We start from the raw sequence: 17459 nt of genomic DNA on the forward strand, positions 1-17459 counted from the left end.
ATTTTTTTAATTTGCGGCGAGCGATGTTGTGTTTTGTTGGCAGGCTTCGCAAAACCTGCGCTAAAAAGCTATATCTGAACCTCAAAAACATGTAAACAAATTATCAATAAAATGTTCTTATTTTATCGATGAGTTTACATTTCTGGCTAAGGAACGTTATGACCTCAGAAAAGAGTGCTTCACCCGATCGCGACGATATCAACGATGGCCGGATCGTCTCTTCCCGCCACCTGGTATCCGAGCGCTGCGCGGAGTTATCAGAGCTGGAATATGCGCTGATCATGACCAGCAACGCGTTCAACAAATGGATGGTGCGCTGCATGACGGCTGCCGGCGAGCCCGATATGGGCGCCTTTGACGTTTCGCTGCTGCATCACGTGAACCACCGCGACCGCAAGAAAAAGCTGGCCGATATCTGCTTCGTCCTCAACGTGGAAGATACCCACGTGGTGACCTATGCCCTGAAAAAGCTGGTCAAAGCAGGCTACGTGACGAGCGAGAAAGCGGGTAAAGAGCTTTTTTTCTCTACCACGGAGGAAGGGAAAGCGCTGTGCATGAAATACCGGGACGTGCGGGAAGCGTGTCTGATTGCGATCCACGCGGAGAGCGGCATTGCCGGGAAGTCGATTGGCGAGACCGCGCAGCTGTTACGCACGATCTCCTCCCTGTATGACACCGCCGCAAGGGCGGCGGCGTCACTGTAACTAAGGACGCCGGAACAGCGTAATGCTGCGCCCGGCCAGTGCGTACTCAATGGTTTCGGTGATCGCTGTCCCGGTGGCAGCGTCATCCGCCGTAGACAGCTCCAGCACCCATCCCCCTTCGCCAAATTGCGGGATCTGGAACGGCACGGTGCCTTCAAACGGGTTGAACAGCATCAGCACGTCGTGCCAGATGCCGTCCTCATGCTGAAGATCCGGCCTGCTGATGGAGACCCCGAGCGTTGAGCCTTCATCCCACTGCTCGGCCTGCTGTGGACCACCTCCGGCATTGAACCAGCGGATCTCCAGCCCGTCGCGCCAGCTTTCACGGCGCAGCAGCGGCTGTTGCGCGCGAAGGGCAATGAGACGACGGGTAAACTCGCGCAGCGCAGCGTCATTTTCTGACAGCCCCTTCCAGTCGATCCACGAGATCTCACTGTCCTGGCAGTACCCGTTGTTATTCCCCTTCTGCGTACGGCCAAACTCGTCCCCCGCCAGCAGCATCGGCGTGCCGTGGGAGAAGAGCAGCGTGGTCAGGAAATTACGTTTCTGCCGTTCGCGGGTAGCAATAATATCCGGATTCTCGGTTGGCCCTTCCTCGCCGTAGTTGTACGAGCGGTTATCGTTATGCCCGTCGTTATTGTCCTCACCGTTGTCGGCATTGTGCTTTTCGTTGTACGATACCAGGTCATTCAGCGTAAAGCCGTCATGGGCGGTGATGAAATTGACGCTGGCCCACGGCCGGCGTCCGCGCAGATCGTACAGATCGCCGGAACCGAGCAGACGCGCGGCAAAGTCCGTGGAGACGTTGTCCCCCTTCCAGTACTCGCGAACGGTGTCGCGGTATTTGTCGTTCCACTCCCCCCAGCCTGGCGGGAATCCGCCCACCTGATAGCCGCCGGGACCGATATCCCAGGGTTCACCAATCAGCTTCAGTCGGGATAAGACCGGATCCTGAGTCATGGCGTCAAAAAAACCGCCGCGCGGGTCAAACCCTTCGGGCTCGCGGCCCAGGATCGTCCCGAGGTCGAAACGAAAACCGTCAATGTGCATCGATTCCGCCCAGTAGCGCAGGGAATCCATCACCATCTGCAGCACGCGCGGATGCGAGGTGTTGACCGTGTTTCCCGTCCCGGTGTCGTTGATGTAGTACCGGTGCTGGTCCGGGAGCGTGCGGTAATAGCTGTAGTTATCAATCCCCTTAAACGAGAGCGTCGGGCCAAGCTCGTTCCCTTCCGCCGTGTGGTTGTACACCACGTCAAGAATGACCTCGATGCCCGCGTCATGATAGGCGCGCACCATATCGCGAAAGCCCTGGATCCCTGCCGGGCCGTAGTAGCGCGACGCCGGAGCAAAAAAGCCCAGCGTGTTATAGCCCCAGAAGTTCTTCAGGCCCCGGTCGAGCAGGTGCTGGTCATCCGGGAACCAGTGAACCGGCAGCAGCTCCACCGAGGTAATGCCCAGGCTTTTGATATAGTCGACCGAGGCTTTATGCCCCATGCCTTCAAACGTGCCGCGTAGCTCGGGTGGTATGGCCGGGTTCATCTGGGTAAAGCCTTTCACGTGGCTCTCATAGACAACGGTATGCGGCCAGGGCACGTTCGGCCGGTTGTTGTCCTGCCAGTCAAAGGCGTTCGGGTCGATGACCCTGCCTTTCGGCGTAAACGGCGCGCTGTCCCGCGTGTCAAAGCTCAAATCCAGCTCGTCATGCCCCAGCTCATAGCCGAAATGGGCATCGTTCCAGTCGATGTCACCCACCAGTTCGCGGGCGTAGGGGTCGATAAGCAGCTTATGCGGGTTAAAGCGATGACCGTTTTCCGGGTCGTAGGGGCCGTAGACGCGATAGCCATACAGTGTCCCCGGCTTCAGGTCAGGCACATAGCCGTGCCAGACCTCATGGGTATACTCGGGCAGCTCCAGCCGGGCGATTTCCGTTTTCCCGGACGGGTCAAACAGACAGAGCTCCACCCGTTCAGCGTGAGCGGAGAACAGCGCGAAGTTAACGCCCTTCCCGTCATAATTCGCCCCCAACTGCTGACCATGACCGGCCCGAATTTCAAACGTTGTATCCTTTGCCATTTTCGTTCTCCACGATTATTCGCAGGTAAGCAGAACCAGTACACATCCCTTTTCTGGCGTTAACGCCAGCGTTTCTTGCAGCATGCGGCTTTCGCCGCTGAACAGATCCCGATAGCGCTTCCCGGCCAGTTCGTCGGGTAACGCGACCGTGGTATTGACCCACAACTGATGATTATCGGTGACGTCAAAAACCAGACGCGGCACGGCGACAATCAGCGCCTCGTCGTCCTTAACACGCGCATAGACAATCAGGTTCTCCTCGCGATCGCCGCTGACCTTAAGCGGCAGCCAGTCGCCGTAGCGGAAAAGCGCGTCGTAGTGCGGTCGAAGCCGCAGCAGCGTGGCGGTAACAAACTGCTTCACCCTGCCGTCCCGCCAGCATGCCGGGTTGTCAAACACCCCGGCATCCGCCGCGCTGAGGCTCTGCACCAGGGCCGGAAAGTCCGGCTCGCGTCGGTTATCCGGGTCGACAAGGCTGAAGTTAAGCGCCTCGCTGCCCTGATAGATATCCGGCACGCCGGGCGCCGTCAGCTTGATCACCGTCTGGCTGAGGCTGTTCATCAGCCCGGCGCGGATAAAGGGCTGCATCGCCTCGCTGAAATCGTGCAGAAACAGGCTGTTGTCCGGTGAAAGCAGATGCCGCGCGTAGCTCAACACCACGCTCTCATAGCTCTCGTTACTGTCAATCCAGTCGGTGCGCTGTTTCGCCTCGCGCAGCGCTTTTTCGAGGAAGCCGAGAAAACGTGCTTCCAGTGATGCCAGCCCGTCAGCGTCGTCCGGTGTCAGCGTGGCGGGCCAGACGCCCGCCAGCGCCTGGTAGATCATCCACGTATCGGCGGCGTTCGGCGCGGTACCGTCATTGAGAAAACGCACCTGGGTCTGGTTCATCTGCCGCCAGCGGGCCAGATTTTCCCCCCAGCGTTCCGGGGCTTCCGTCAGGGTGTAAAGGCGCGCCCGGGCATCTTCCCCGCGCTTGGTATCGTGCGTGGAGGTGCCCAGCAGCGCGTCGGGCTGACGTGCCAGACGAATGCGCATCTCCTGGTGAAAGCGGGATAAGGAAAACGCGCGCGGGGTCGGGTCGGCACCGACTTCATTGAGCGCAAGCTCGAGGTTGTGGCGAAAGAAAAGCGTGTCTTCAACGGATTTCGCCATCAGCGGCCCGGTAAGCTGCTGGAAGCGGGTCCTGAACAGCGCGGCGCTCTCGCGGCAATCTTCCGGCAGGTCGCCGGTAAGAATGCGCACGATCAGGCTGAGCGCGGCTTCCGACGTCTCCACGCTGGCAACCACGCGGTTGAGCAGCACCACGTCCGGCGGGGTTAATCCTTCCCGGGTGCCATAGGTGCGGTAGACCGGAAACGCAATAAGCAGTTCGCGCAGCGCGTGGCGGATTTCCTCGCGTGGCAGCGCAACCTCATTGCGGCGTGCCAGATCGGCAGCAAGGTTTAGCAGCGTGGTGAATTCACCCTCAAAATTACGATCGGTCATCAGGCCTTTGGCATCCCGCAGTTCCGCGTGGCGATCGACCGTGATGCCCAGCGTCTCGTCGTGGATTTTCTCAAGACGCCCCAGGCTATCGTCGTCGACCAGCACTTCCGCCAGCGAGGCGATAAACTCGTAGCCGGTGGTACCGGATACCGGCCAGTCAGCGGGGAGCTGTTCCCCTTTGGCGAGAATCTTTTCGACCGTAATGTAGCAGTCGGGCCCGGTGGCCTGCCGCAGGCGCTGCAGATAGCCCAGCGGATCCGCCAGGCCGTCGACATGGTCAATGCGCAGACCATCCACCACGCCCGCGTGGACCAGCTCAAGGATCAGCCGGTGCGTGTCGTCGAAGACCGCATCATCTTCAACCCGAACGCCGACCAGCCCGGTGATCTCAAAGAAGCGCCGCCACGAGAGCTGCTTCGGCGCCTCCCGCCAGGACATCAGCCGCCAGCTTTGCGCGTTGTGCAGCTCGGCAATGCTCTTCTCCTCGCTGTACGTGCCGGGGTTGAGCGGATACTCCGCGTCGTAGTAGACCAGCGCGGCCTTTTTCGTGACAGGGTCACGTTTTAGCGTGATAGCTCCCTTCTCCAGCTCCGCCTCAAAGGTGTCGCCAAGAAACGGCAGCGTAAGTGGTCGCGACCCGTCGATATCGAAGTAGCGGAAATAGCGGCTCTGCTGGCCATATTCAATCACGTCCCGCCACCAGAGGTTTTCCAGCGAGGTCGACATGTGGTTCGGGACAATGTCCAGAATCAACCCCATACCGGCCTGCTTAAGCGCGGCGGCCATACGGTCAAACCCGTCTCGCCCGCCGATGGCGGGGTCGATTTCATTCGGGTTGGTCACGTCATAGCCGTGGGTAGACTCCGTCGTGGCAGTGAACACGGGCGACGCGTAAAGGTGGCTGATGCCGAGATCCTTCATATACGGCACCAGCGCCACAACGCGGTCGAAGGTCATGCCGTTACGGAACTGAATTCGGTACGTGGCGGAAGGGATCATAACGATGCTTCTCCATCAGCAAAGCGAACGACAATACCGTTCGGGGGTAAAACGTCAGTGACCTCCGGCGAGGCAAAACGCGTCTCCCCCGCCAGAGCGGGCAGCGCGACAGGCTTAATGCCGATATTAAGCGCCAGTGAGAGCGTCCCCGACGGAAAGCGCCAGCATACCGCCACCATGCCGGGCGCGGTCTTGAGCACATGGCCCTCAACGGCGCCGCCCGGATGCAGAAGCGGAACGATATAGCGATGGCGCAGCGTCAGCAGATGGCGCGTATAGCGCAGCCACGTCTTGCCCTCGTCGGTGGCGACTTTATGCCAGTCGAGCTTTGAGCGGATAAACGTGTTCACGTCGTTCGGGTCCGGGACGGTTTCATCGTGCCCGGCATGGCCAGTAAACTCTTTCGCGCGCCCTTCCCGCACCGCCTTTGCCAGTTCGCCGTGAAAGTCGGTGAAGAACAGGAACGGATGCGTTTCCCCAAACTCCTCGCCCATAAACAGCAGCGGGATATGGGGGGAGAGCAGCAGCGCGGCAAGCAGCACCCGCGTCTTGTCGGCACCCGCGAGGGAGATAAGCCGCTCGCCCTGGGCGCGATTGCCGGTCTGATCGTGGTTTTGAATAAAATCGACGAAGAACTGCGGCGGCTGCGTGCGACACTCCACCCCGCGAGATTCTCCGGTTTGCAGAGACACCTCGCCCTGGTAGACAAACCCTTCCGCCAGCGCCCGGGCGAACTTTTTCTCCGGCTCAAAGGCAAAATCCTGGTAGTAGGCGTGCGTCTCACCGGTGGCAAATACGTGGGCGGCGTTGTGGAAGTCATCGTTCCACTCGCCGGTAAACAACGGCGCGTTGCCCTGTTCATCGCGCGGATGCAGGAAAATCACGTTGCGGCTGTCTTCCGTGGTCAGGTGAACGTGACGGTGCGGAATGGCCTCGCGAATTTTTGCGGCAATCTCCTCGAGAATATGCGTATCCGAGCCGTCTTTAATCTGGTCGATGGCATCAAACCGCAGGCCGTCCAGCCGGTATTCCGTCAGCCAGAAGAGCGGCGCGTCGGTCATGTACTGTCTCACCGGCTCGCGCTCGTAGGCGATGCCGTTACCCCACGGCGTCATCCGCTGAGCATCGAAAAACGCGGGCGACAGCAAAGGCAGATAGTTCCCCTCCGGGCCGAAGTGGTTAAGCACGATATCCAGCACCACGGAAAGCCCCAGCCCGTGCGCGGCATCAATAAACGCGTGGAAATCCTCCGGCGTACCGTAGGCAGAGTGAGGGGCATACAGCAGCACGCCGTCGTACCCCCAGCCGCGGGAACCGCCAAACTGAGAGACGGGCATCACTTCAAGCTGGGTAATCCCGAGCTCCGCCAGATACGGCAGCTTGTCGATGGCCGCCCGGAAGGTGCCCTCCGGGGTAAAGGTGCCGATGTGCAGTTCGTAAATGATCGTCTCTTCCCACGGCCGCCCTGCCCAGTCGCGGTTGACCGGCTGGTAACGTCGGGGATCGATCACTACCGAGGGGCCGTTAACGTCGCCCTTTTGCGCCCGCGAGGCGGGATCAGGCACCGCCATGCCGTCCTGAAGAACAAACTGATATTCTGCACCGTGCGTGACGCCAGGGACGTCTGCCTGGAACCAGCCGCCGCCTGTTGCCGTCATCGGCACATCGGTGGCGGCAAGACGTAGCGTAAGTTCTTTCTGTCCTTCTGCCCAGACGCGAAAACGTACAACGTCATCGGAAATAAACTCAGCACCCCACTGCTTTTGAAATGTCCTGAATTCCATTCATTGTCCTCGAATGACCCACATTTTACGCGGAACGAAGTACAAGCTTAGTTCAGGATTAAAAGTGCGTGAGCTCAGCGGATTTAACCGCTTCGTCTATTCTTTATGAAATAACTCACTATCGGGAATACTATGCAGATTCGAAAAGGATTAAATACGGACCTCGTCCGTCTTGAATGTTGTGACTTTTCTTTCACTATTAGCCACATTGCGCGAGAGCCCTTTATCCATTGTGATTTGCATATTGAAGCCGTCGCCGAGCCGTGGATAAAAACCTACGAACTTGACATTCAAACGCTTGAAAACCATTGCGTTAATCCGGACGCCATATTTCTTGTGGCGGAAACGGATGATGGTGAATTAGCCGGATTTATTACCGCGTCAATCGGCTGGAATAAGTTTATTTCAGTGGATTATATTGCCGTTGATCGCACCAGACGCAGAACCGGCGCCGCGCAAAAATTAATGGCCGCCGCCCACGTCTGGGCCCGCAGCGTAAACGCGCCCGGATTACGGCTTGAAACACAAAATGTGAACGTCTCCGCCTGCCTGTTTTACCGTCACTACGGATTTACTCTGGGCGGGTACGACCGTTATCTCTACAACGCCTTGCCGGAAAAAGACGAGGTCGCCCTGTTCTGGTATTACATGCTGGTCTAGCGGAAACACATTGCCACATCGCGGTCATATTTCTGTCACTGAATTTCATTACGCTTTCGGGATTTTAACCAGGGTGTTGAGGAAAAAAGCGTGAATTCAATGGCTAAGGCATTACTGCTGGCATTACCTGTTATGAGTGCAGCGGCAACCGCGACGGCTGCCGGGCGCGACCTGTGTGAACCGAAAGCGTACGAAATGGCGCTGCGCTATCAGCAGAAATCGGCAGAGATTATGGCCCTTCAGCTGCAAACCTATCGGTTTGCCACCGAGCGTTTCAACGAGAAGTTAAAAGATCTGAAAACGCCCGAAAACTACGCCGTGGTGATGGACCTCGACGAAACGGTGCTGGATAACACCCCTCTGCTGGTGCGCGACGCGGAGCAGTGTCACGACTATACACAATGGGACACCTGGAGCGACTGGGAGAAGCAGGGAAAACCCGGCTTAATCCCGGGTGCAAAAGCGTTTCTTGACCACGTGAATCAGAGCAAGGTCCGGATCTACTATGTCTCGGATCGTATGCAGGAAAATAAAGCCGACACGCTGAAAACGTTAAACGCTCTCGGCCTGCCGCAGGTGTCTGACGAAAGCGTGCTGCTGGATACGGTCAGCAAGGAAGAGCGCCGCCAGAGCATCCTCAAAAAGCAGCAGATCGTGATGCTGTTCGGCGACAGCCTGCCGGACTTCGCCGTGCAGTTTAAAAACAAAAAGCCGAGCGAGCAGCAGCGTGAGCTGGTTGAAGCCAGCGCCGAACACTTCGGCAACGACTGGATTGTGCTGCCTAATGCCGCTTATGGCGCCTGGTCCAAAGCCACGCTCGAGAGCTGGAACGCACCGCTGAAAAAATAAGGTCTTACGGGCCGGAAAAGCATTACACGCCTTCCCGGCCTTTCGGTTGACTATCCATCCCGTTTATAGGTCCTATCATTTCTGGGCAGGTTCTTATAATTTTACGGAGCAGTAAGATGAGCACTTTCAAAGGAGACTCGTATGCTTACCGTGAAAAAACTTGCTCTTTCCACGCTGATTTCCAGTTCACTGCTTTTCTACCCTGCGCTCCAGGCCTCGGCAGAGACGCCCCAGCACGTCGTTAAACAACCGGCGGGCGGATATAGCGTTCAGGTTGGGGACGTTCTGGTCACCTCGTTTACCGACGGGACCGTCGCGCAGGATCTGCACAAGCTACTGCGCCGGACAACGCCGCAAAACATTGATGCGCTGCTCGCGAAAAATTTCCAGACCAACCCGGCTGAGGTCTCCATCAACGCGTTCCTGATTGCGATACCCGGACATAAAATCCTGGTGGATACCGGCTCTGGCCAACTCTTTGGTCCTGATACCGGCGGACGTCTGGTTGAAAGCCTCGCAACGCAGGGGATAAAACCCGAGGACATCACTGAAGTCCTGCTGACTCACGCTCACTCCGATCATGCCGGTGGTCTGGTGAAAGATGGCAAGGTGGTGTTCAGCAACGCGCGCGTTTTCGTTGGCAAACCGGATATCGACTTTTTCTTTAACGACGACAATCAGAAGAAAACCGGCTACGGCAAGAACTACTTTGACGTCGCGCAGAAGACCTTGAAGCCCTATCTTGACGCGGGGAAAGTGGTGCCGTTTAGCGGCACATCGGAAATTCTCCCGGGTCTGACCGGCACGGTTCATCCCGGCCATACGCCGGGTTCAGCCTTCTACACGCTAACGAGTAAAGGCGAGAAGATCACCTTTGTCGGCGACATCATTCATGCCGCGGCGGTTCAGTTCCCGCAGCCTGCGGTGACCATCACCTATGATGAAGATCAGAACAAAGCGGCAAGCGTACGCGAGCATGCGTTCGCTGACTTTGTGAAAAACAAGGACCTGGTTGCCGCCCCGCACCTGCCTTTCCCGGGCATCGGCTATGTGACGAAAGGCGAGAAAAGCGGTTATGCCTGGGTCCCTGTCACCTATACCAACCGGGACGCCAGCGGCGCGAAATAGAGCGATGACGCGGATATCTGACATGGACATAGCCCTGCTCCTGACGCTGGACGCCCTGCTTCAGGACAGGAACATCACCCATGCGGCCGCTCGGCTGGGCATCAGCCAGCCCGCGCTGTCTGCCCGTCTCGCCCGTCTGCGCACGCTGTTTGGCGAACCGCTGTTCATTCCCTCCCCGCATGGACGCGGGGTATTACCCACGCCGCGAGCGGAAGCGCTCAGGCCGCAGGTGGCGAACGTACTGCGCGGCATCAGCGCGATGTTTGCCCCCACGGCATTTGATGCGCAAACCAGCAGCCGGACCTTTGTTATCGCGCTGCATGAGAACCCGGCGCTGATGCTCGGCACCGAACTACTTAACCAGGTGGGAACCGACGCCCCCGGCATCCGCCTGCGCTTCGCCCTGCCAGCAATGGCTGACCTGCCGCAGCAGCTGGAAAACGGGGATGTGGACATCTACATCGGCGTGAGCGCGGGCGCCCATGACGGCTGGGTGAGGCGCAAACTCCTCGACGACGCGTTTGCCACCGCTCAGCGTAAAGGCCATGCGCGCGGAACAGGTCCGTTAGATCTGGAAAGCTACTGCGCGCTTTCCCATCTGGTGGTGTCGTCAGTGGGAGATCCGTTTACCGGCTTTGTCGACCAAACTCTTGCCGGGCTGGGCTATCAGCGACACGTCGCCATGTCCACCCAAAGCTACGCCATGGCGCCGCCGCTGGTTGCCGGTACCGACCTGGTCTGTACCCTGCCGGAACGGATGCTGCGACGGTTCGCCAGCACGCTGGATATTTTTCCACCACCGCTGCCGCTCCAGCCGATTATCATCAACATGTACTGGCACCCGAAAAACAGCCAGGATCCGGCGAATGCCTGGCTACGCGAGCAGCTGCTGCGGGCCGCCGGACGTCAGGTGTGATCGAGGGTAACCAGAAACTTTTTAAGCACTTCTGAGCGTATAATCCGGTGGCAAACCAGGGTGAGTTCGCTCTCCCGCAACCGGTCGAGGATGTCCACGTAGACGACGTTCTCGACGCTCACCGCCTTTGCCGACGCGGGCAGCAGCGCCAGACCAAACCCTGCCGATACCAGGCTTATCACCGTGGGCACGTCAGTCGCGTTTTGCACCACGTCCGGCTGAAAGCCCGCCCCGCTGCAGGCGTCATAGAAATACTGTTCCAGCCCCATACCCTCCGGGTCGCGCAGGGAGATCCATTTTTCGTCTTTCACCGAAGAAAGCGTCAGCGCGGCGGACCCGGCCAGCGGATGCTGACGATACAGCGCCAGCACCGTTTTCTCCGAGGCGAACGGCCGGCTTTGCAGATCGTCCGGTAGTGACGGCAGCGGCGCGCGGATGATGGCCACATCCAGCTGGTTGCTCTGCACGGCGGCATAGAGCGTCTGCACGTTTCCCGTCATCAGCGACATGGTAATGGCCGGCCAGCGGCTATGCATCTGGCGAAGCGCGGCGGGTAGCCTGCCGTCGAACATCGCGCTCGACACGCACCCGAGGTTTAACACGCCCTGCTCGCCCCTTGCCGTCTGTCTGGCGTCCAGCACCGCCTGCTCGGTTAACGAGATGGCAAGCCTGGCTTTTACCAGGAACGCTTCGCCCGCGGGCGTCAGGGTTAAGCGGCGATTCGCACGGCTGAAAAGCGTGACGCCTAAACGTTCTTCCAGCGCCTTTATCTGCTGGCTCAGCGCCGGTTGCGCCATGTTCAGACGCTCGGCGGCCCGGTGCATATGGAGCTCTTCGGCCACGACGATGAAGTGGCGCATCTGACGAAACTGCACGAGACGACTTCCTGAATTGATATGAATTTACTTATCAATTTAACACTAATGATGCAATTGATGCTATTGGTCATTGCCATAAAAATGGAGGTATTCAACCGAGGGAGGAAAATATGGAACACAAGATTAACGATCTCCGCAGCGCCATCGCCTTACTGCAGCGCCACGAAGGGCAGTATATCGAAACCGATCATCCGGTCGATCCCAATGCGGAGCTGGCGGGCGTCTATCGCCATATCGGCGCAGGCGGCACGGTCAAACGTCCAACCCGTACGGGCCCGGCCATGATGTTCAACAGCATTAAGGGCTATCCGCACTCCCGCATCCTGGTGGGCATGCACGCCAGCCGCGAGCGCGCGGCGCTCCTTCTGGGCTGCGAGCCCTCTGAACTGGCAAAACACGTCGGCCACGCAGTCAAAAAACCGGTTGCGCCGGTTGTCGTCCCGGCCTCGCAGGCCCCCTGTCAGGAGCAGGTCTTCTACGCTGACGATCCTGACTTCGACCTTCGCAAGCTGCTTCCGGCCCCAACCAACACGCCGATTGATGCGGGTCCGTTCTTCTGTCTGGGGCTGGTGCTGGCAAGCGATCCGGAAGACAGCTCGCTGACGGATGTCACCATCCACCGCCTCTGCGTGCAGGAGCGCGACGAGCTTTCAATGTTCCTTGCCGCCGGGCGCCATATCGAAGTGTTCCGCAAAAAGGCGGAAGATGCCGGAAAACCGTTGCCGGTGACGATCAACATGGGTCTCGATCCCGCCATCTATATCGGCGCGTGCTTTGAGGCCCCAACCACGCCGTTTGGCTATAACGAGCTGGGCGTCGCCGGGGCGCTACGCCAGCAGCCGGTTGAGCTGGTGCAGGGCGTGGCGGTCAAAGAGAAAGCCATCGCGCGGGCGGAAATCATCATCGAAGGTGAACTGCTTCCGGGAGTGCGCGTGAGAGAGGATCAGCACACCAACACCGGCCACGCGATGCCAGAGTTCCCGGGCTACTGCGGCGAGGCGAATCCCTCCCTGCCGGTGATCAAAGTGAAAGCCGTGACCATGCGAAACCACGCGATCCTGCAGACACTGGTGGGACCGGGGGAAGAACATACCACGCTGGCCGGACTGCCGACCGAGGCCAGCATCCGCAATGCCGTTGAGGAGGCAATTCCGGGCTTCCTGCAAAACGTCTATGCCCATACTGCGGGCGGCGGTAAGTTCCTCGGGATATTGCAGGTGAAAAAACGCCAGCCGTCAGACGAAGGACGCCAGGGCCAGGCGGCGCTTATCGCCCTGGCCACCTATTCGGAGCTGAAGAACATTATTCTGGTCGACGAAGACGTGGATATTTTCGACAGCGACGACATCCTGTGGGCGATGACGACGCGCATGCAGGGTGATGTCAGCATCACCAATATTCCTGGGATCCGCGGCCACCAGCTGGATCCGTCCCAGTCGCCGGATTACAGCACCTCGATTCGCGGCAACGGCATCTCCTGCAAGACGATCTTCGACTGCACGGTGCCGTGGGCGCTGAAGGACCGCTTCGAGCGCGCGCCGTTTATGGAGGTGGATCCGCGTCCATGGGCGCCGACGCTGTTTGCTGACAACACGAAATAAAATCACGCGCGTATGACCTGCGGGTCATACGCTGATTTTCTTTTCAAGCGTGGCGATATTTTCACCCGCCACGCGTTCCACAGTGAAACGATCGACGCTCAGCAAAATGAGCATCAGCCCCCTGCCGCTCTCCAGCAGCGGCGACATTTCGCAGAAGCGGTCTCGCCTGGCGGCCTCAAGCCGCTCCTGCGGGAACGCGTCACCCGCGTCGTTAAAAACAACGCAGACGTCATTGCCGCGGACATCGAACTGGACGCGAAAGACGCGCGAGTTATCCTCGTGAAGCGCGTAGCGGATGATATTCGTCGCCACTTCACAGGCGGCGAGATCGAAGGCGAAACGCCACTCATCATCGACGGGAAGCGCGCTCAACCTGTCGCCAAGCCAGCCGGACAGCGGCGTCAGGGACGCGATCACCGCCGGAAACTCAGCCTGCTCCGGCCTCTGCATCTACTGCCCCAGCTGCGCAAGCGCGCTATGTTTATCCGGATAGATGCGGAATATGCGATCCATTCGGGTCAGGGTGAACATGTTCATGATCCCGGGGTTCAGGGCGCACAGCGCCATTTCGCCTTTTCCGTTCATCAGCTTGAACAACGACACCAGCATCCCCAGCCCGCTGCTGTCGATAAAATCCACTTTGCTAAAGTCGACGATTAAGGCTTTACGATCGCTGCCAATTTCCTCCGTCACGGACGCTTTAAACGTCGCGGCAACGGAGGCATCCAGCCGCCGGACCGCAGGCGTGAGAATGTTGGCATGCGGTAGTCGCTCGGTGTTAATAATCATTCTGTTCTCCCTGACGTTCAATCACGAGCAGTGACACGTCGTCGGTTAAGGCGATCGGTTCATCACGATTTGCATTGCGCCAGCCAGTCAGGTGGTCACCAAACCGCGGCAGGAGCTGGTCAACCGGGAGCCGGGCATGCTCATGAAGCCAGCGTTCGAGACGCTGCGGGCCAAACTGCTCGCCGCTGACGTTCTCGCACTCCGTAATACCGTCACTGAATAAGCATAAGCGATCCCCCGTATTGAGGGTAAACGCGACATCCTCCCAGCTCAGGTCTGGGATCAGGCCGACCGGCGGGCCGCCATCGCCCACGGACGTGACGGCGCTGTCTGCGTTCACAATGACGGGAGTAGGATGCCCTGCCTGGCACAACAATCCCTGCCCGCTTACTGGATCGATCACGCCGTAAATGAGCGTGAAATAACTTGTGATGTCGCTCTCTTCACTGCAAAAGCGGCTGTTCAACATCCTGACGACCTCCGCGGGTGACTGAATGCCGCCCTCATCGGTAAACAGGAAGCGGTCCACCACCCGGCCATGTAAAAACTGGCGAGCCACCGCGAGGGACATCATCGCGGCCCCCACGCCGTGACCCGAGACATCAACGCAATAGAATCCCAGATGGGAATCCAGCGGAAAGATATTGAACACATCGCCCGAGACCCAGGCTGACGGCAAGAAAAGCCAGTCGGAGAAGTAGTCGCCGTAGCGTAAGCGGTGTGAAGGCAGCACCGAGTGCTGAACGCGTGCCGCCAGTTCAAGATCTTTTTCAATCTGATGCAAGGCTTCACTCAGGCGTTTGTTGTGCGCCGCGAGGGTCGCTTCCAGCGTCAAAATACGAACCCCGGCGTGAAGCCGCGCCCGGAGTTCAGCCTGTTCAACGGGCTTACTCAAAAAATCATCCGCCCCGGCATCAAAACCCTGCGTCACGTCCCCGGCATTCTCGCGGGCCGTCAACAGGATGATATACACGTAGCGGCCAAACTGACGGTTTCGGATGGTCTGACACAGCGTCAGCCCGTCCATTTCCGGCATTTCCCAGTCGCTTATCACCATGCTGATCGGCTGACTGGACAAGATTTCCAGCGCGGCAACACCATTTTCCGCCTCGCTCACGACATACCCCCACTGGGTGAGCATCCGGGAGAGTAACCGACGATAAATCAGCGAATCTTCAACGATTAACACGTGCAGCGCCGACATGTATCCCTCCTATAGCGGTAAGAACCAGATGAGGCTCACGGTCCCTTCCCTGAATTTTGCGTTACCGTTGCCGTGCCCCGGATAGCGCGTCCCCGCATAGTTAGCATACTGAACAGAGAACGATCCCGGCGTATAGCCCGCGTAGCCAAAGCTGTAGCTGTAATCGCCGTTCCAGGGCTGCTGCTGGCTGCTGTCCGGGAACCAGAATGCTGTCGCACGAACGAAGAAATGTTGTTTAAAGGTGTAGCCGCAGCCGCCAAGCATGACGTTTTTATTTTTACGGATGTCATCGCTGCTGAGGTCGTAGTAGCGCGGCACCCAGCTGTACCCGACCTGGCAAATGATGGAATCCCCTTTATTAATCAGGAGCGTGTTTTCAACCGGTTTCGGTAGTGAAAACTTATAGGCAAGCGTAAAGGCGCCCTGTTCGAAATAGGTATGTCTCCGGCTGCCAGACGTCCAGAAGTGGTTATCGCCGTAGTTGCCGTATACCAGGCTGAACGTATTGGCATGCCAGTCGTCATAGCCGAAGCTGTAGCGAAAATCGGCGGTATAGCGGGTGGTATCTCTGACCGGCAATCGGGAGGTAATGTTGGCAAACCAGAAGCTGTACGGGGAATACTGCAGACTAAGGTTGAGCGTCTGGTTAATTTTTTTCTCCTGCGCGGCGCTGTCAGAGCTATTAGGCACGCTCACCAGCTGCTCTTTCAGCCCCGAACTGAAGCTCAGAGCCCCAGAAAACTTCTTGTCATTTCCCGAGAACAAACGCCCCCACCGGCTGGTAAAAACGCCTGCCTGAACGGGTTCACCGTTCTTATCGCGCAGGGTTTCTTTATCACTACTTTGTGCCGCCTCTGCGGCGGGGATCGTGGCGAGCAGCACGCCCGCCAGAAGCCATTTTTCGCGCATAACCGCCATCCTTAGTTAGGTATCCAGCGTGCGCCGACGTCGTATTTTGCCATCAGCCACAAAATACCCAGTGCCGCCGCATGCACTAACGTGTTCTCTATCCAGGCGTGACGCCATAAATCGAAGGTAATGAACTGGCTCACCAGCAGCACCACGTACACATGCAAAATAAAGGTATAGAGCGAGTGCTGGCCTAGCGGGATCAGGAACCATCCCAGCAGGCGGTTGAGCGGCGTCCAGCAAAACGTCAGCACCAGGTAGACGGTAACCATCAGGGCGATATCGTTTAGCACCCTCACCGGGCCCAGCCCGTTCTTCGCCGCCCAGGTGTGATAAAACGTATTGAAGCTGTCAGGCGGGATGACGTGCATAAGTAGCGCGGGCGGCATAAACGGGTTGGTATGGTTCTGGGCAACAAACCCCAGCACCAGCGACACCATGACCAGCGCCACTACCACCCCTTTCCCCGGAGGCGTCCGGGCGAAAGAGAGCAGTTCGGCTTTATACCAGCCGCTGGCCATGCCCAGCACAAAGATGAACTGCCAGGCCAGCAGCGGGAAGGCAAATTCGAACTCCGATGGCGTCAGTCGAAGCGGCCACCGCTGCCACAGGTTGTACACCAGCAGCGACAGCCCCAGCAGCCACCAGACTTTCCCTTTCTGCAACATCCCTAAAAAAAGGGGGCTAAAGAGCAGCAAAAAGATATACAGCCCAAGAATCTGCGTCTGATGGGGGCCGATCTGCAAATAGAGAATAATGTTGAACCAGGTCTCTTTAATTTGCGGCGTAACAGGATAAAGCGACCAGCTTTGACCCGAAAAACGGTCGGTAAAATGGGTGACCTCGAACACATTAATATGTGGGATATAGGCCAGGAGAATAAATGACACTATGATAATGATATTTACGCGATATATTTTCCACGCCCTGAGATAAAGCCCCCAGGAAACCGTGAGTAAAACCACTTTTTGCAGACGCGCGCGATTCAGCATGCCAAGCATAAACCCCGAGAGAATGACAAAGCCTTCTGCACCGGTTGTTAGCCCAAAACGCTCCCAGGAGAATATATTAAATACCGACATGACCTCCGTATGCGCCACGACCATCATGACGAGGGCTATGCCGCGCATAAAGTCAATTCTCAGGTCCCGTGCACCTGCTACGGCATAACGCCATGCTGTTGATTTAGCATCATCTTCTTGCGCTACCGACGGCGCAACATGGCTCATAGGGTGTCCTTTGCCTGAAAACGAAAATTAAGGTCTAAATAAAGTAGATAGTCTAAAGGAATAGTAACCGCAATATATCGACGGCCGATGAAACATCATTAAGCAGAATTTAAGCTGAATTAACCACCGCTAAATATTAATAAAAACGTGGCTGGACACTTTTATTCGGCGTTCTACACTTATCTTAAATCTTGTTTAATCGCTATTTTCTTTCGCTTTTGGGCAACTGTCTGCGCAGCAGAATGGGT

At 57.8% G+C, this 17459-nt stretch carries 15 protein-coding genes; 6 read left to right on the top strand and 9 right to left on the bottom strand.

Features of this window, described 5'->3' with window-relative positions; genetic code table 11:
- The first annotated feature begins 158 nt into the window (after positions 1–158).
- Positions 159–704: a winged helix DNA-binding protein gene (locus tag ACMGGQ_RS09780; protein ID WP_024908533.1), complete on the top strand. Its 546-nt coding sequence runs from the start codon at positions 159–161 to the stop codon at positions 702–704.
- Here the strand turns inward: ACMGGQ_RS09780 and glgX are convergent, their stop codons facing one another.
- Genes glgX through treZ form a run of 3 tightly spaced genes read right to left on the bottom strand, consistent with a single transcriptional unit; the run spans position 705 to position 7048 of the window.
- The gene (gene glgX / locus ACMGGQ_RS09785; RefSeq protein WP_420289941.1) at positions 705–2780 is read right to left on the bottom strand and encodes a glycogen debranching protein GlgX; all 2076 of its coding nucleotides are present in this window, start codon (positions 2778–2780) and stop codon (positions 705–707) included.
- A gap of 15 nt (positions 2781–2795) precedes the next feature.
- Positions 2796–5264, bottom strand: a complete 2469-nt coding sequence (treY, locus tag ACMGGQ_RS09790; RefSeq protein WP_420289942.1) for a malto-oligosyltrehalose synthase — start codon at positions 5262–5264, stop codon at positions 2796–2798.
- A complete protein-coding gene (treZ, locus tag ACMGGQ_RS09795) occupies positions 5261–7048 on the bottom strand; it encodes a malto-oligosyltrehalose trehalohydrolase (RefSeq protein ID WP_420289943.1) in 1788 nt (595 codons plus the stop codon). The genes treY and treZ overlap by 4 nt, the downstream gene beginning before the upstream one ends.
- A 132-nt stretch (positions 7049–7180) precedes the next feature.
- Between treZ and ACMGGQ_RS09800 the strand changes: the two genes are divergently transcribed.
- The 4 genes from ACMGGQ_RS09800 (at position 7181) to ACMGGQ_RS09815 (ending at position 10601) form a co-directional block, all read left to right on the top strand.
- Positions 7181–7708, top strand: a complete 528-nt coding sequence (locus tag ACMGGQ_RS09800) for a GNAT family N-acetyltransferase (RefSeq protein ID WP_045910584.1) — start codon at positions 7181–7183, stop codon at positions 7706–7708.
- A gap of 99 nt (positions 7709–7807) precedes the next feature.
- Entirely contained in the window at positions 7808–8557 is a 750-nt protein-coding gene (locus ACMGGQ_RS09805; protein WP_249432684.1) for a 5'-nucleotidase, lipoprotein e(P4) family, read from the top strand.
- A gap of 141 nt (positions 8558–8698) precedes the next feature.
- Complete coding sequence (locus tag ACMGGQ_RS09810; RefSeq protein WP_395299297.1) at positions 8699–9685, top strand: MBL fold metallo-hydrolase; 987 nt, start codon at positions 8699–8701, stop codon at positions 9683–9685.
- 4 nt (positions 9686–9689) lie between these two features.
- Positions 9690–10601, top strand: coding sequence for a LysR family transcriptional regulator (locus ACMGGQ_RS09815; RefSeq protein ID WP_262801670.1), 912 nt, complete (start codon positions 9690–9692; stop codon positions 10599–10601).
- Here ACMGGQ_RS09815 and ACMGGQ_RS09820 read toward each other — a convergent pair.
- Positions 10592–11476 (bottom strand): LysR substrate-binding domain-containing protein, encoded by an 885-nt coding sequence (locus ACMGGQ_RS09820; protein ID WP_008501665.1) that lies wholly within the window; start codon positions 11474–11476, stop codon positions 10592–10594. The two genes, ACMGGQ_RS09815 and ACMGGQ_RS09820, sit on opposite strands and share 10 nt — an antisense overlap.
- Before the next feature lie 113 nt (positions 11477–11589).
- Between ACMGGQ_RS09820 and ACMGGQ_RS09825 the strand changes: the two genes are divergently transcribed.
- On the top strand, positions 11590–13080 hold the full coding sequence (locus tag ACMGGQ_RS09825; protein ID WP_420289944.1) for a UbiD family decarboxylase: 1491 nt from the start codon (positions 11590–11592) through the stop codon (positions 13078–13080).
- A gap of 24 nt (positions 13081–13104) precedes the next feature.
- Here the strand turns inward: ACMGGQ_RS09825 and ACMGGQ_RS09830 are convergent, their stop codons facing one another.
- The 5 genes from ACMGGQ_RS09830 to opgC are packed head-to-tail and all read right to left on the bottom strand — an operon-like array spanning position 13105 to position 17211.
- Positions 13105–13530, bottom strand: a complete 426-nt coding sequence (locus tag ACMGGQ_RS09830; protein ID WP_334755920.1) for an ATP-binding protein — start codon at positions 13528–13530, stop codon at positions 13105–13107.
- Positions 13531–13869, bottom strand: coding sequence for an STAS domain-containing protein (locus ACMGGQ_RS09835; protein WP_048223277.1), 339 nt, complete (start codon positions 13867–13869; stop codon positions 13531–13533). It lies immediately after the preceding gene.
- Positions 13859–15073: a PP2C family protein-serine/threonine phosphatase gene (locus ACMGGQ_RS09840; protein WP_420289945.1), complete on the bottom strand. Its 1215-nt coding sequence runs from the start codon at positions 15071–15073 to the stop codon at positions 13859–13861. Before ACMGGQ_RS09840 ends, ACMGGQ_RS09835 begins: the two co-directional genes overlap by 11 nt.
- Before the next feature lie 9 nt (positions 15074–15082).
- The gene (locus ACMGGQ_RS09845; protein WP_420289946.1) at positions 15083–15982 is read right to left on the bottom strand and encodes a hypothetical protein; all 900 of its coding nucleotides are present in this window, start codon (positions 15980–15982) and stop codon (positions 15083–15085) included.
- Between the two features lie 11 nt (positions 15983–15993).
- Positions 15994–17211 carry an OpgC domain-containing protein gene (gene opgC, locus ACMGGQ_RS09850; protein WP_420289947.1) on the bottom strand — a complete coding sequence of 406 codons (1218 nt, stop codon included), beginning with the start codon at positions 17209–17211 and terminating at the stop codon, positions 15994–15996.
- Positions 17212–17459: the final 248 nt, after the last annotated feature.

Source organism: Enterobacter sp. BNK-13, from assembly GCF_048685015.1.
GTDB lineage: Bacteria > Pseudomonadota > Gammaproteobacteria > Enterobacterales > Enterobacteriaceae > Enterobacter > Enterobacter quasiroggenkampii.

Bases quoted from the DNA above. Each gene is read 5' to 3' on its own strand.
- ACMGGQ_RS09780 (WP_024908533.1), top strand. From the start codon at position 159: ATGACCTCAGAAAAGAGTGCTTCACCCGATCGCGACGATATCAACGAT.
- glgX (WP_420289941.1), bottom strand. From the start codon at position 2,780: ATGGCAAAGGATACAACGTTTGAAATTCGGGCCGGTCATGGTCAGCAG.
- treY (WP_420289942.1), bottom strand. From the start codon at position 5,264: ATGATCCCTTCCGCCACGTACCGAATTCAGTTCCGTAACGGCATGACC.
- treZ (WP_420289943.1), bottom strand. From the start codon at position 7,048: ATGGAATTCAGGACATTTCAAAAGCAGTGGGGTGCTGAGTTTATTTCC.
- ACMGGQ_RS09800 (WP_045910584.1), top strand. From the start codon at position 7,181: ATGCAGATTCGAAAAGGATTAAATACGGACCTCGTCCGTCTTGAATGT.
- ACMGGQ_RS09805 (WP_249432684.1), top strand. From the start codon at position 7,808: ATGGCTAAGGCATTACTGCTGGCATTACCTGTTATGAGTGCAGCGGCA.
- ACMGGQ_RS09810 (WP_395299297.1), top strand. From the start codon at position 8,699: ATGCTTACCGTGAAAAAACTTGCTCTTTCCACGCTGATTTCCAGTTCA.
- ACMGGQ_RS09815 (WP_262801670.1), top strand. From the start codon at position 9,690: ATGACGCGGATATCTGACATGGACATAGCCCTGCTCCTGACGCTGGAC.
- ACMGGQ_RS09825 (WP_420289944.1), top strand. From the start codon at position 11,590: ATGGAACACAAGATTAACGATCTCCGCAGCGCCATCGCCTTACTGCAG.
- ACMGGQ_RS09830 (WP_334755920.1), bottom strand. From the start codon at position 13,530: ATGCAGAGGCCGGAGCAGGCTGAGTTTCCGGCGGTGATCGCGTCCCTG.
- ACMGGQ_RS09835 (WP_048223277.1), bottom strand. From the start codon at position 13,869: ATGATTATTAACACCGAGCGACTACCGCATGCCAACATTCTCACGCCT.
- ACMGGQ_RS09840 (WP_420289945.1), bottom strand. From the start codon at position 15,073: ATGTCGGCGCTGCACGTGTTAATCGTTGAAGATTCGCTGATTTATCGT.
- ACMGGQ_RS09845 (WP_420289946.1), bottom strand. From the start codon at position 15,982: ATGCGCGAAAAATGGCTTCTGGCGGGCGTGCTGCTCGCCACGATCCCC.
- opgC (WP_420289947.1), bottom strand. From the start codon at position 17,211: ATGAGCCATGTTGCGCCGTCGGTAGCGCAAGAAGATGATGCTAAATCA.